The organism is Alteromonas sp. 4NS20-0143, assembly GCF_057542855.1.
This window is the reverse complement of the sequence record NZ_BAAJLR010000001.1, coordinates 300,073-313,994: the sequence shown is the minus strand read 5'-3', so window position 1 is coordinate 313,994 and position 13,922 is coordinate 300,073. Positions and strand designations below refer to the sequence as shown.

The 13,922-nt window shown below is 43.7% G+C and carries 9 protein-coding genes and 1 other RNA gene; 5 read left to right on the top strand and 5 right to left on the bottom strand.

Going from position 1 to position 13,922, the window contains the following annotated elements; genetic code table 11:
- Positions 1-213: 213 nt before the first annotated feature.
- Positions 214-2,178, top strand: a complete 1,965-nt coding sequence (locus tag AC27HD_RS01280; RefSeq protein ID WP_032096536.1) for a BCCT family transporter — start codon at positions 214-216, stop codon at positions 2,176-2,178.
- Positions 2,179-2,206: 28 nt separating this feature from the next.
- Entirely contained in the window at positions 2,207-2,686 is a 480-nt protein-coding gene (locus tag AC27HD_RS01275; RefSeq protein ID WP_032096537.1) for a MarR family winged helix-turn-helix transcriptional regulator, read from the top strand.
- A 5-nt stretch (positions 2,687-2,691) separates the two neighbouring features.
- On the opposite strand, the gene AC27HD_RS01270 is transcribed toward AC27HD_RS01275, so the two are convergent.
- Both AC27HD_RS01270 and AC27HD_RS01265 read right to left on the bottom strand, forming a co-directional pair.
- Complete coding sequence (locus tag AC27HD_RS01270; protein WP_269519588.1) at positions 2,692-3,036, bottom strand: RnfH family protein; 345 nt, start codon at positions 3,034-3,036, stop codon at positions 2,692-2,694.
- Complete coding sequence (locus AC27HD_RS01265) at positions 3,033-3,464, bottom strand: type II toxin-antitoxin system RatA family toxin (RefSeq protein WP_032096539.1); 432 nt, start codon at positions 3,462-3,464, stop codon at positions 3,033-3,035. The genes AC27HD_RS01270 and AC27HD_RS01265 overlap by 4 nt, the downstream gene beginning before the upstream one ends.
- A 194-nt stretch (positions 3,465-3,658) precedes the next feature.
- Between AC27HD_RS01265 and smpB the strand changes: the two genes are divergently transcribed.
- On the top strand, positions 3,659-4,138 hold the full coding sequence (smpB, locus tag AC27HD_RS01260; RefSeq protein ID WP_032096540.1) for an SsrA-binding protein SmpB: 480 nt from the start codon (positions 3,659-3,661) through the stop codon (positions 4,136-4,138).
- A gap of 80 nt (positions 4,139-4,218) precedes the next feature.
- Here the strand turns inward: smpB and AC27HD_RS01255 are convergent, their stop codons facing one another.
- Positions 4,219-5,457: an NADH:flavin oxidoreductase/NADH oxidase family protein gene (locus AC27HD_RS01255; protein ID WP_487103284.1), complete on the bottom strand. Its 1,239-nt coding sequence runs from the start codon at positions 5,455-5,457 to the stop codon at positions 4,219-4,221.
- Between the two features lie 129 nt (positions 5,458-5,586).
- On the opposite strand from AC27HD_RS01255, the gene ssrA reads away from it, so the two are divergent.
- Positions 5,587-5,943, top strand: a transfer-messenger RNA (tmRNA) gene (gene ssrA / locus AC27HD_RS01250).
- Positions 5,944-6,011: 68 nt separating this feature from the next.
- Here the strand turns inward: ssrA and AC27HD_RS01245 are convergent.
- Positions 6,012-8,408: an EAL domain-containing protein gene (locus AC27HD_RS01245; RefSeq protein ID WP_487103282.1), complete on the bottom strand. Its 2,397-nt coding sequence runs from the start codon at positions 8,406-8,408 to the stop codon at positions 6,012-6,014.
- Positions 8,401-10,986, bottom strand: a complete 2,586-nt coding sequence (locus tag AC27HD_RS01240) for an HWE histidine kinase domain-containing protein (protein ID WP_487103280.1) — start codon at positions 10,984-10,986, stop codon at positions 8,401-8,403. The genes AC27HD_RS01245 and AC27HD_RS01240 overlap by 8 nt, the downstream gene beginning before the upstream one ends.
- A 450-nt stretch (positions 10,987-11,436) precedes the next feature.
- Between AC27HD_RS01240 and AC27HD_RS01235 the strand changes: the two genes are divergently transcribed.
- Complete coding sequence (locus tag AC27HD_RS01235) at positions 11,437-13,899, top strand: TonB-dependent receptor (RefSeq protein WP_487103278.1); 2,463 nt, start codon at positions 11,437-11,439, stop codon at positions 13,897-13,899.
- Positions 13,900-13,922: the final 23 nt, after the last annotated feature.

The following is a 13,922-nucleotide window of genomic DNA, read 5'->3' as shown; positions in this document are numbered from 1 at the left end:
CTAACGATTAAGTTTCATGCAAAAACACCGAAAATATGAACTAATGACTAATAAAAAGCGAAAAAGCACACCTCAATTGCGCATTATATGAGAATTCTTCTTATTGTTAACTTCAAAGCTAATTATTTAAACTCATGTTTATAAAAACGAGAGTTTGCGGTATATTTGATAGCAATCGTTTAAACCAAACATAAGTGGAAGGATTTTTTCTGCGTGATAGAAAATGAAAACAAGTCTCCCCTAAACAAACCGGTGTTTTACACATCATCTGCCATCATCATTTGCCTGTTGTGCTTCGCGGCCTTAATGCCAACAGTAGCTGACGCTCTCTTTAAAACTGTTCAAAGTGCTATTGTTACCAACGGCAGCTGGTTTTACGTGCTTGCAGTTGCTTTCGTGGTGCTGTTTGTCGTTTATCTTGGCATGTCTCGCTATGGTGAGATAAAACTCGGTCCCGACCACGCTTCACCTGAATTCAGCTTTCCAACATGGTTAAGTATGTTATTTGCTGCGGGAATGGGTATTGGGCTAATGTTCTTTGGCGTTTCAGAACCGCTTATGCACTTTTTAGCTCCCCCAACAGCTGAAGCTGGTACAATAGACGCGGTAAGAGAGGCAATGAAAACCACCTTTTTCCATTGGGGTGTTCATGCGTGGGCCATCTATGCGATTGTCGCGCTCATATTGGGCTATTTCTCCTACAGACAAAACCTCCCGCTAACCCTTCGTTCTGCGCTATACCCACTTATTGGTGAAAGAATTTATGGGTGGCCTGGTCATGTAGTCGATATCTTTGCGGTAACGTCTACGGTTTTTGGTATTGCAACCTCTCTCGGCCTGGGTGCTTCTCAAGTTAATGCTGGTTTCAATTACTTATTTGGCATGCCGTCGGGTACCGGCGTTCAGATACTGATTATGGCGTGTGTCGTTGGTCTTGCTGTTATTTCAGTAACCACTGGGCTAGATAAGGGCATAAGAAGACTGTCAGAAACAAACATGGTATTAGCCATAGTACTGTTACTGATCGTGCTAATTTTAGGTCCTACGGTTTTCTTACTGCAGGCATTCATGCAGAACACCGGCGCTTACCTTGCTGATATTGTAAGAAACACCTTTAACCTATTCGCCTACGACAAAACCGACTGGATTGGTGGATGGACAATTTTCTACTGGGGTTGGTGGTTAGCATGGGCACCGTTTGTTGGCTTATTCATCGCTCGTATTTCTTACGGTAGAACAATCAGAGAATTTATACTCGGCGTGTTGCTCATTCCATCGGTATTCACGTTATTTTGGATGACCGTGTTTGGGAACAGCGCCATTGACCAAGTACTCGTGCAGGGACAAGACGTGCTTGCCAATATGGTGAATGAAGATACCGCCGTAGCACTATTTGTATTTTTAGAGCAATTCCCATACTCAAGCGTACTTAGCTTCATCGCAGTACTCATGGTTATCGTTTTCTTCGTTACCTCTTGCGACTCTGGCGCCATGGTTGTCGATATGTTGTGTTCACACGGGCGCAACGACACACCAGTATGGCAACGAATTTATTGGGCCGTAGGTGTCGGTGTGGTGAGTGCTGTACTGCTATACGCAGGAGGGCTTGGTGCATTGCAAACCATGACCATTGCCGCAGCCTTGCCGTTTGCTATTGTATTGCTTATTGCGATGTTTGGCTTACTGAAAGCGCTGCGAGTGGAAGGGTACAAACGCGAGAGTTTACAAGTGCTTGCGGGTACACCACAGCACAGCGACGCTGACAGAAACTGGAAAGGGCGTTTAGAGAACATCGTATCGTTCCCTGATGAAGAAGCGGTCCTTCGCTTTATGAGAAAAGTAGCGCTGCCAGCAATGAATGAAGTGGGTAAAGAGTTTGAAGAGCAGAACTTCGAAGTGAACGTTGAAGAAACTGATGAAGCCTTTATTCTTACCGTCACTATGGGTACAGACCCAGACTTTATTTATGCGGTATACCCTACTCCGACTGATCAACCTGAGTTCGCGCCATCAGAGCAAATGGACGAAGGTACACAAAAGACGTATTATCGCGCCGAGGTTCACTTGAGTGAAGGTGGTCAAAACTACGACATCATGGGTTGGTCGAAGCTATCGGTAATCAATGACGTGATAGATCACTATCACAAGCATCAGCACTTTATTCATTTGCTTAAGTAACACACGTTACGCATTTGTTGGAAAAAATATGCGAAAAGAAGAAGAATTGCTTGTTGCACTACGGCGCGTTATCCGCGCCGTAGACTTGCGCAGCAAACAGCTTAGTAAGCACGTGGGTCTAACTGGCCCGCAATTGCTCGTTATGCAAAATATAGAAGAGCAGCCAGGCATTATGGTTCGCGAAATTGCAGAGAACATTAATTTGAGCCCTGCAACTATCACTAATATTTTGGACCGGCTTGAGTCTCGCGACCTAGCCACACGAATTAGAAGCACCAAAGACAAACGAAAGGTAGGCGTGTTTCTTACCGACCGCGGTAAAGTAGCAGTGAAAGACGCACCTCGCCCTTTGCAAGAACATTTTGTTGAGCGTTTTTCTCAGCTTAAAGAATGGGAACAAAGTCAGATGGTGGCAACAATGCAACGCATAGCCACCATGATGGATGCAGAAAATATCGACGCTTCTCCATTTTTGGAGCTAGGAAGCATTTCCGATAAATCTGTGTAGTACGTTTACTTCGCTTTGAGAGGGTTGACCTTGCCGCCAGTCACTTTGTCGGCTCTACCCTCTTCTTTCGCTTTCTCCGCTCGACGTTTTCTTATTTCTTTAGGATCGGCAATTAGTCCGCGATAAATCTCTATTCTGTCGCCATCAATAAGTGTATCTTTAAGCCGAACTACGCGACTCCACACACCTACCTTAGTTTTTGATAAATCAATATCTGGATACTCGTGAAGAAGATTAGAGGCCTGAATAGCTTCTTCCACGGTCGCGTTTTTATCGATGGCAATGCTAACCAGAGACTGCTTAGTAGGCAGCGCGTAGGCTACCTCAACGGTAATTAGCTCACTACTCATGCGTATACACTCTTTGCTCTTTCAGTAAACGCGGTCACCATGCTCGACGCCAAACTATTAAACACCTTTCCAAATGCCATTTCCGCAAGCTTATTGGCAAACTCAAAGTGCAAGTTAAGTTCTATTTTACACGCTTCATCAGATAGCGCTGAAAACGTCCAACCGCCGGATAGAGACCGAAAAGGACCGTCGACCAACTGCATTTCAATTCGCTCAGCTGGATACAATACGTTTTCGGTAGTAAACCACTGTTTAATCCCTGCTTTTGAGACTAATAACGATGCGCTCATCGCTTGTTCTGTATTGTTCAGAATTTTACTGTCTGCACAACCTGGTAAAAACTTTGGATACGACTCAACGTCATTCACTAAGTTAAACATGGCCTCTGCACTATGAGCTACAAGTGCACTTCTATGAATACTTGGCATCTACTTCACTAATACAATGTCTAATCACAAAATTATATCACAGTTATTTTTCATCTTTTTAGATCTGAAACCACATTTGTGCATGAATAATCTGTTAGCAGTTGATGCTTTTCAGCGAATATAAAACGATACACGCCCAAATTTGTAAGACACATTTAAAGACATTTATTCACACTATCAGTATAATAGCGCCCATGAAAAAGAATAAAGCAAACAAAAATACCACCGGAAACATCGCGCAGAACAAGAAAGCGCGTCATGATTATTTCTTAGAAGACAAGTTTGAAGCTGGTTTAGAGCTTCAAGGCTGGGAAATAAAGAGTATTCGGTCTGGTAAAGTCAATATTACCGATGCGTATATCATTATCCAAAACGCAGAAGCATACCTTGTTGGGTGTAGAATAAGTCCGCTAACTCAGGCATCGACCCACGTTATTGCTGCTCCCGAACGGGCACGTAAACTGCTGCTTAAAAAACGAGAGATTGACCGTTTAATGGGAGCCCGTGATAGACAAGGTTACTCGATTGTTGCTACGTCTATGTATTGGAAGAAGTGCTGGGTTAAGCTAGAAATTCACCTAGCGAAAGGTAAGCACGCACACGACAAGCGAGATACGCTGAAAGACAAAGACTGGCAGCGCCAGAAAGAAAGAATGATGAAGCACAGCGTGTAACGCTGTGCACTCCCCATTATAAAACGCCTTTAAAGCAGACCTATCAAACGTTCTATCAGTCTTGCTTCTAAGTGCCGTTGCTACTGAGACATTCTAAAAGCCACATCCCGCTTAGTCATTTTCTTGCGGTGCAACAAGTCTAAAATTAAACTCCACAGCGGAGATGGGCTTCGCAGTGTCGTAAGGTTGTTTCCAAGGCGACGAAGCTGTCTTCTTACAATGGCCATGTTCGCAAGACTCGCCAAAGATTTATCTTTCCATGTGCAGTGCGGGATAATGCCGGAATATGTCCATTCCTGTTGCCACTTTTTCGCCAAATTCGGCGTAATGGCAAGTGCACTCGCTAAACCAACAAGCTCACACCCTTCTTGCACTACTCGCTCAGCTATTTCGGCACGTTTAATTCCACCGGTTGTCATTAACGGTATATCCGTCTTACTCTCTAACGTGTGGGCAAACTCTAAAAAGTAAGCTTCTCGGGCAAGGGTGGTATTGTCTTTAGTTTGCCCCTGCATGGCGGGCGCTTCATAGCTTCCCCCTGAAAGTTCGACAACATCGACACCCAGCGCCTCTAATCGATTTACCACTTCACAGGCATCGTCGAAGGAAAAGCCATTTTTTTGGAAATCGGCTGAATTCAACTTCACCATAACAATGAAATCTTTTGCACACACCGCGCGTATTTGACTGACAATATTAATCAGTAGCCGTGCTCTATTAATAATAGAACCGCCCCACTCGTCTTGACGCTGATTAGTTAGGGGTGACAGAAACTGGGTGAGCAAATAACCATGAGCCGCGTGAACCTCTACGCCATCGAACCCAGCTTTTTCGGCTTGTTTGGCTGTTTGAACAAAACGCTGACACACATCGTGAATGTCTTGGCAGGTCATTTCTCGTGGTTCGGCAAACAATTTAGAGTGCTTACCCATGTCTAGCGGTACCGCAGAAGGCGCTATCGCTTTACCCTGCATGGCTTTAAATACTTGGCGACCAGGATGGTTTATTTGCATTACGGCAAGCGCGCCGTTGGACTTTGTAATTTTTGCCCATTTTTGAAAGGGTGCAAGATCTGTGTCTTTTTCTAGCACCACGCCACCTGGCCCTGTCATAGCCTCTTTGTCTACCATGACATTTCCGGTGATAACCATACCTAGGTCACCATGAGCCCAATAGCGATAGAGAGAGTAAAGAGATTCGCCAGGCACACACCCCTTGCTTGACATATTTTCTTCCATTGCCGCTTTAACTAAGCGATTTCTAACCGTAATACCACAGGGCAATGTATAGGGTGAATATAGAATAGAGTTTGAAGACATGCACAACACAGCTAGATTTGAATGGCTCGCATTTTAAAGGTAATTGATTATAAATGCATCTTTTGAAAGCAATTTATAAAAGAAACGTTTAACGTACACTGAGTTATGTTATACTTCACTTTCACGCTCGGGGCTGATTAGGATTCGACAGGATCTAGGAAGCCGGAGGTGCATGCAGAGGTGCGGCTGGCCTCTTAAAAAAGCCGCTTTAAATAGTCGCAAACGACGAAAACTACGCACTAGCCGCTTAATAACCGGTATAGGCCCTTCCACCACAGCTTAGTTTGCTAGCGTGGGTTTGGAAGGTCATATAAGCAAACTAGCGAGGGAAACTTTCCTAAGGTTGAACCGCGAAATAGTATTAGGACAGCTACCAGGAACCCTGTTTGTCGGGGTCTAAAGTAGTTAAAGAAAAGACAAACTAAGCATGTAGTACCAAAGGTAGACATTTTCTGGACGCGGGTTCAAATCCCGCCAGCTCCACCAATTCATAAAAAAGGCGTACTTTACGCCTTTTTTTGTGCCTGAAATTCAGTAAATAAAGTCTTATCAACTCATCCCGCTTGAATTTTAGTGGCATGGTTAGCTTGCATATACTCCATTAATGCAAACATACTCAAGGGTTTCGCAAAATGATAGCCCTGCATTGCCGTTGCGCCAATGCGTCTGGCAAAGCTCACCTGCTCGCTAGTTTCAAGGCCTTCCAAGGTACATGGCATATCTAAAGCAGAACATAACCTAATTACATTCTCTATGATAAGCGCTCTTCGCTTAGCGCTGTCGTCGTTAAGTGGAAAAGAGGGTAACAAGGAGCGATCGATTTTTATCGCATCGTAAATATCTTCGGCAAGCTCAGATATGCATGAAAAGCCTGTACCGAAATCGTCTATCGACACTTTAAAACCAAGCAGCTTGAGCTTACTCAGCGTAACCCGCGCTATTGAGTTTTGCAGCGTAGACTCGGTAATTTCGAGTACTAACTTTGATGAATCGATGTTATTAGCGTCGATGACCGTTTTAAACGCCTCAACTACCCCCTTCTTTTGCAGCTGCACTGCTGACAAATTAAGATTAACTTTGATATCGTCGAAGCCCCAAGAATTCAGGGTTTTTAATGCTGTACACCCTTCCGCTAGCATATGAAGACCAATTTCATGAATATGTTGCGTAAGCTCCGCAATAGGGATAAATTTTTCTGGGCTAACAGAGCCATAATTTGGAACGTGCCAGCGAGCCAATGCCTCCAACGACAAAACCTTGCCGTTGGTGTCTACTATTGGTTGAAAATAAGCACATATTTCTTTAGTGGCTACTGCGTTATCCAACCCTTGCTGTATAAACAGTCTATGCTCTATATCTTTTGACAAGCTCTCGTCAAAATTAACCACGCTATTTTTTCCATTTCGCTTGGCAGAATACATGGCGATATCTGCATTTTTAAGTAATTCACCAGCCGTCATCGATTCTGAAGATACCGCCACGCCCAAACTAGCAGTTATCCTAAATTTGCCAATGTTGGTTTGAAAAGGTTCAGCAAATATGTCTTTAAGCCGTTTAGAAATACCATCCAATTCTTCTCGTAAAATTGAGCTGGTTACAATGATAAATTCGTCGCCACCAAACCTAATTATATGGTCCTCTTCCCGCACTATGGCTCTCAACCTAGCGACACAGCCTTTCAGCACCTCATCACCCACCTCGTGACCGTGTGAATCGTTGATCAGCTTAAATTCATCAATATCAATGAACACAATGGCACAAGGTTCGTTAGAAGCCGTGTAAGTCTCTATGATCGTGTTTAAATAATTACGGTTGCCAGCACCTGTCAATGAGTCGGTATACGCTAACTGCTTTAGCTGACTCTCAGACGATTTTAACTCTGTTATATCGGTGAATATAGCCACAAAGAATTGTTTAGGGCTATCTTGATATAAAGAGGTAACAGACATAACAAGGTGATGCCTAATGCCAAAGTCGTTCACCACGGTCACCTCTGCTCTTAAACCGTCTGTTAACACATCTGGCTGCACGTCGTTTTTCCTATCACTAGGGAATACAGACATGACATTATGATTAAGCACTTCTTTTTTCACCTTGCCCATCATGTCACAGAAGGCATCGTTAGCTTTCATCACAATACCGGCGTCGTCACACACCAATATCCCTTCTTGAATCTCGCTTATTATTTTATCTGCAATACTCAGCTTAGTTTTGACAGACTCCATCGGTGAAACATCTTGAACCGCACCAATTTGAATTGCCCCCTCCGACATTGTGACATCAGACAATATGACTTCGTACCAACGTGTATCGCTTCCATCAAGTTGAACTTGCAGCATGGTGCGATAGCTATTTTTCTTTGTAACGGCGACTTTAAGCTTAACTCTTTCCTCCTCTGGAAAAAGGTTATAAAAGCTTTCTAAGCTAAGGGAGTGCGGAAAATCCATTAGTTCTTCGACGCCATTAACCACTACCGAATTTGATGCAACGTCAACTTCTAACACACCAAGCTTCGCCACACTTGATGCCATTGAGAATCGAGAATTTGTGTTTCTTATATCATCTTCGATTCGCTTGCGTTCCATAGCGACACGTATCGCCGTTTCTAGCGACGACCGTCCATAGGGCTTAATCAAATACCCGTACGGAGAGATGGTAAGCGCACTGGCTATGGTGTCATCGTCGCTGTAAGACGTGGTAAAAATTATGGGGATGCCGTAAGAGCCTGTTATCGCCTGCCCTATTTCTATTCCCGTCTCTTCTCCACCTAGGTTAATATCAAGCAGGATAAGATCGGGTATTTCGTTTTCTAGTAAAGAAAAAATCTTTTCAGCGGATTTCGCAATGCCTAGTACTCGCATGCCCAATCCTTCAACGAATCTACTCGCATTCAATGCATCAATGGTTTGATCTTCAACAATAACTGCTGTTTTGCCTTTAAAGTTACTCATGGACTGCACTCGCACCAACGCTCTCGCTTATGGCATCCTGCAACACCTCAAAATCTACCGGTTTCGTCAGTACCTGAACGTTTTTTAACGCTGGAGGTAGGTCCATGCCCGCGCCATATCCCGTTATAAACATAAATGGGATGTGCATTTGCAAAATTTCTATTCCCAATTCAAAGGAGTTTTCGTTGCCTAGATGTACATCGAGAAAGACCATTTGTGGCTTATTTCGGTCTAGCCCAGCCCTTGCAGAGGCTAAGTCGCCGTAAATATCAACATTTTCAAATCCCGCTCGTTTAAGCTTTTTCTGAAGGTCTAGTGATATAAGTAAATTATCTTCTACAACTACCGCCCTCACTAACTGTTGCCTGTTTGGTTGCTTATGACGAGTTACAGAACTCGTATCTATATTGGCCGCTCCATGGTTTTCGATAGACGGTACTTCGCCTTCTCCCTTCTCAACGTATTTTTTAGGAATGACAAATGAAGCCTGCAAACCTGTAATCTTAGGCTCTATCAAAGCTTCCCCACCAAGCTCATGAGGAATAACCGATTTAATCACCGTCATACCGAAACCATCGTCTTGCAGTTTGGTAATCGGCGGACCGCCCCATTCTTGCCAATTTATCTCGCAATCTCCTGCCTCATTGTAATCCCAAGTAATAGACACCGAGCCATTGCTGCTGGTTGCGCTAAGCGCTCCGTACTTTGCAGCATTGGTAATGAGTTCATGAAAAACAAGTACCAGTGGGGTGACAGCGTAGGCGGTTAACTTTACGTTTGGCCCTTCAATCTTAAAAGCAGCCTCATTAACCATGTAGGCTTTCAGTTCATTTAACAGTAATGTGGAAAAACTGATGCTATTCCAAGAAGAATGGGTAAGTTGATCATGGCCAAGAGCGAGAGCAGTAATGCGAGAGGAAAGTGATACAACAAAGTCGTTTAAATCTGTCTTGCTTTGCGAGGTTTGCCCAATTAGGGCGCTCACTAAGTTGAGAATGTTCCTCACTCTGTGGTTCAGTTCGCCAATTAAGAGTTCGAGTCGTTCGTTGGCCTCTCGCTGTAACACTTCTTTTTCGTGAAGATGCCGTATGGTAAGCTCCATGATGCCAAGTCGAATTGACTTGGCTCGCTCAATGTCCAGCGTCGTCCAAGATTTTGCTTTACCCTCATTGTATTCCACCCATTTTTCAAAGCTTGTGCGTGGGGTGAGCACTTTACGATCGCCAATTTGGGTAACGCTCTTTTCAGGGTTGCCGGCCCAATTAACTTCCTGAGTGACTGAGGTTCTAAATAGAAAGATGTAATCACAAGGAAGCTTAGATATCTGCAGCGCTAATACACCGGCCACATGTTTGTCAGATAATCTACTGTCCGCGGCAACTAAATGGTCGAGCTCATGAACCTCCGTATTCGGTAGTTTCTGAAGCACTTCCACCAACATGTGAATTTTCTTTTCACTCAGCGACACCCCATTGTGCTTATAGTCACCATTAAATGCACAACCAATCCCGTCAATGTCGATGAGCTTTTTAATCAAATCAAGCTGCTCAACCGTTGAAAGCGTTAACGAATTGCCGATAGACAGATTACTGAGCATCTTAGCAAACGAGGCATTCGCTTTTTCGCTAACGATTATCCGCTCCATCACCAGTCTTCGTGCCAACTCTAGCGAAAATAATTCACTAAACAGCTCTAATTCCTCTAATACACGCGAGGACATGAGCTTGGCCGTATTGTGATGGCAGGCTATTAGCCCCCACAATTTGCCATCAACAATCAAGGAGATTGACATGGAAGCTGCAACACCCATATTTTTTAGATACTGAATGTGCACCTTTGAAACGGCGCGGGTTCTAGAAAACGAGAGGTCCAATGGCTGCTTTATATCATGGACGCATTCGATAGGCTCAGTAACGTCGTGAACATCTGTAATAATGCGAATTAGGTTCTTTTTATACAGCTCTCGCGCCTGTTTTGGAATATCTGAAGCCGGATAACGCAGTCCTATAAAAGGCTCCATATTGCTTTCTTTCATTTCAGCAATAACTTCACCAGCCCCGTCATCAAGAAAATGATAAAGCATAACTCTATCAAACCCTGATGCTACTTTTATTCCCGCAACCAAAGCGGCGTAAAGTTCGTCTAAGGTATCCGGCTCTACTATCTGACTCATCATCGCGGCCAGAATATTGTCTTGTGCAGCGCGGTGATCTCTGTTTTCAAACTCTATAATTGAGGAACGACCACTTTGGTGAACACTTACATCATAGAGTGTGTCTGTTGTAGGAAGTGTGAAAGCATAAAGTCGAGTTGGTTTTTTGATTATCGAGGCTTGATGGAGAGCTCCGCGAATAGAGTGACTTGCGTCTCGTCCCACAAGCTCCCAGAAAGAGGTGCCCAACAGTGCGTTATTGTCGATACCTGGGCCAAAATCTGCGTTTCTAGAAATGTGGGTAAATCTACCTTCTTTGTCTATTGCAGTTAAAAAACCAAAAGACTGTACTCGGCCGAGTTCATGAATAGGCTCTTTGTCGCACTCGCTTTCTAAATCACTGTTGCTTTGCCGTTGTAAATCCATTGCTGTTTACCTTGTATACAAGCCTTTATTTGTATCGCAACATCAAAGCATGCCGAGCTGCAGTCTGCTTTATCTACGACTTATATAAGCAATAGACTATTAAATGATAAAATACTACACGCAAATCACCAATCTAGACAAAAGTTGTACCTCATGTACATGCAATATCATAAGTGTCATTAAGCTCGATAAATCAGCAACTTAAAGAATGCTATTTAGTTAAAGATAGTAATCTAAAAATGGAAAAAAACGCGCACCACTTATCAGCAATTGCTCAAATATCACTCAAACCTTACACAAAACATCATTTAACTAAATGATAACATTTCATTTACATAGATTGATTTTACGTTAAGTTAGACATCTGTCTTTGTTCGCCGATATTAATTTCACATAACACGCAATATTGACGAACGTCTTATAAAAATAAACACAACAAGAGAACGTACTATGGAAAAGTGCCCACTTTCATTTTTTAAACGAAAGCCACTTGCGCTTATGGTTGCAGTTACACTCGGCCTGTCAGGCCATGTCGCCCACGCACAAGAATCAACTACCAACACACCGCAAGCTGAAGCACAATCCGATGACGATCTCTTTGAACAAATTCTGATAACCGCCTCAAAAAGACAAACCGGACTCCAAGAAACGCCTATCGCTGTTACCGTCACTACCGGAGAGGATATAGCGCAAACGCAAGTATTGGATATTCAAGACTTACAGGCTTTAGTTCCTACCCTTCGCGTAACGCCGCTGCAGCGCTCATCGAATACAAATTTTTCAATTCGCGGATTTGGTAACGGTACAAATAACACAGGTATCGAACCCTCTGTGGGCGTTTTCATCGATGGCGTTTATCGCTCTAGAGCTGCTGCACAAATTGGTGATTTACCTCGCCTAGAACAAGTTGAAGTGTTAAGCGGCCCGCAAAGCACCCTGTTTGGCAAAAACGCCTCTGCGGGTGTTATCAATGTTAGAACAGCAGGCCCTTCGTTTATAGAAGCCGCCAAAGTGGAGTTAGGTGTTGGCAACTTTAATCAGCGCTTATTAAGAGGTTATTACACAAACGGAATTACCGAAGAGTTGGCGTTTAGCGTATCTGGCGGTATTAACAAGCGAGACGGCTATACCGACAGTGTCGTTGGCCTTGATGATATGAATAATCGCGATAGATGGAATGTTCGTGGTCAAGCCCTGTACGAACCAACCGAAGATACACGCATACGATTTATTGCAGATTACAGTGAAATTGATGAACGCTGCTGCACCGTGGCCGATGTTATTAATGGCCCAACAACAGCTGCAGTGCGGGCTCTTGGTGGAACCGTTCTTGATGTAGAAGACCAGTTTGAATTTAAATCAGCGCTTAACCAAAACTCTACTAATACCGTTGAAGATGGCGGTATATCTGTTCAAGTAGACGTGGATTATGATTCTTTTACCCTCACATCAATTACCGCGTTTCGAAAAAATACGAGCAGCTACGACTCTGATGTAGATTACACCTCACTGGATATTCTTACCGAAACGGGTAACACCGATATAGAAACCTTTACCCAAGAGTTTCGCTTAACCTCGACTGGCGATAACGAATTTGATTGGATGGTAGGCGGATTTTACTTCTCTGAAGAAGTGGATACAGGCGATGTACTTTACTACGGGGAAGGAACACGGCCATTTTTCAACATTCTTGGTTTACAACCTCTTCTAGAGAGTGCCGAAGATTTGTATGCCCAGCCTCGAAACGCTTTTTTTGCCGCAGATAATTTTATTGCTACTGACTTTTTGCAGGAAAACGATGCATTCAGTCTATTTGCTACCTTCGATTATGATTTAAGTGACAAACTTACAGCAACGCTTGGCATTTCTTACACCGACGATGAAAAGGACGTAACTGTTTCCCAAGTTTACAATGAAACTTTGTCTGCCATTGATTTTGATACCGACCCTACCGTTTTCGGTGTACCACTGGCTTTCATTCCAGATTTACAGCCATTCGTACCTACGTTAAAAGGCGTTCAGTTCCTTCCACCGCAGCTTATCTTTCCTAATGAAGTGGAGGCAGGAAATACAAGCGACAGCAAAACCACATGGAATGTACGTTTAGCCTATGAAATTAATCGAAATTTTAACGTTTTCGCCTCCGCTGCAACGGGTTTTAAAGCCTCTTCGTGGAACCTATCGCGAGATACTCGTCCTTTTCCTAGCGATCAGCAAGCACTTGAAACTGCGAACTTAACGCGAGCAAATCAAAGCTACGGCACACGCTACGCAGGGGCTGAGGAGTCTACGGTTTACGAGCTTGGTGTTAAGGCAAGATTTAAACGGGGCGCCTTTAACGTCACATTATTCGACCAAACCATTGAAGGGTTTCAATCGAGCATTTTCGTAGGTACGGGCTTTGTTTTGGCGAATGCGGGAGAACAGTCCACCAAAGGTATAGAGTTTGACTCTACGTATAACCTAACCGATGAACTGGTATTTTCATTTGGTGGAACCATTCTCGACCCAGTGTACGACTCTTTTGTTGGAGCAAACGGCGTAGATGGGCCAGTGGATTTATCAGGAACGCAACCTGCAGGCATACATGAACGCAGCTTTGTTGCGGGGCTTACCTATAATTTCGAACTAGGTAACGGCATGTATGGCTTTGTTCGTTCAGACTATCTTTTTGAGAGTGAAGCACGACTTGTAGAAAACGTTCCCGCTGAACTTACTCGTGAAGTAGGCACATTAAACGCGAGTGCGGGCCTAACTATGGATAACGGCTTAAGCTTTAAAGTGTGGGTTCGCAACTTGAACAACGATGAGTATTTCTTATCTGCATTCCCACCACCAATTCAAGCCGGTAGTTACAATGCATACCCTAATCAGCCGCGCACATTCGGTGCAACCGTGTCTTATGAGTTTTAAGCTCTAACAGACAAACATAAAAG

Bases quoted from the DNA above. Each gene is read 5' to 3' on its own strand.
- AC27HD_RS01275 (WP_032096537.1), top strand. From the start codon at position 2,207: ATGCGAAAAGAAGAAGAATTGCTTGTTGCACTACGGCGCGTTATCCGC.
- AC27HD_RS01270 (WP_269519588.1), bottom strand. From the start codon at position 3,036: ATGAGTAGTGAGCTAATTACCGTTGAGGTAGCCTACGCGCTGCCTACT.
- AC27HD_RS01265 (WP_032096539.1), bottom strand. From the start codon at position 3,464: ATGCCAAGTATTCATAGAAGTGCACTTGTAGCTCATAGTGCAGAGGCC.
- smpB (WP_032096540.1), top strand. From the start codon at position 3,659: ATGAAAAAGAATAAAGCAAACAAAAATACCACCGGAAACATCGCGCAG.
- AC27HD_RS01255 (WP_487103284.1), bottom strand. From the start codon at position 5,457: ATGTCTTCAAACTCTATTCTATATTCACCCTATACATTGCCCTGTGGT.
- AC27HD_RS01245 (WP_487103282.1), bottom strand. From the start codon at position 8,408: ATGAGTAACTTTAAAGGCAAAACAGCAGTTATTGTTGAAGATCAAACC.
- AC27HD_RS01240 (WP_487103280.1), bottom strand. From the start codon at position 10,986: ATGGATTTACAACGGCAAAGCAACAGTGATTTAGAAAGCGAGTGCGAC.
- AC27HD_RS01235 (WP_487103278.1), top strand. From the start codon at position 11,437: ATGGAAAAGTGCCCACTTTCATTTTTTAAACGAAAGCCACTTGCGCTT.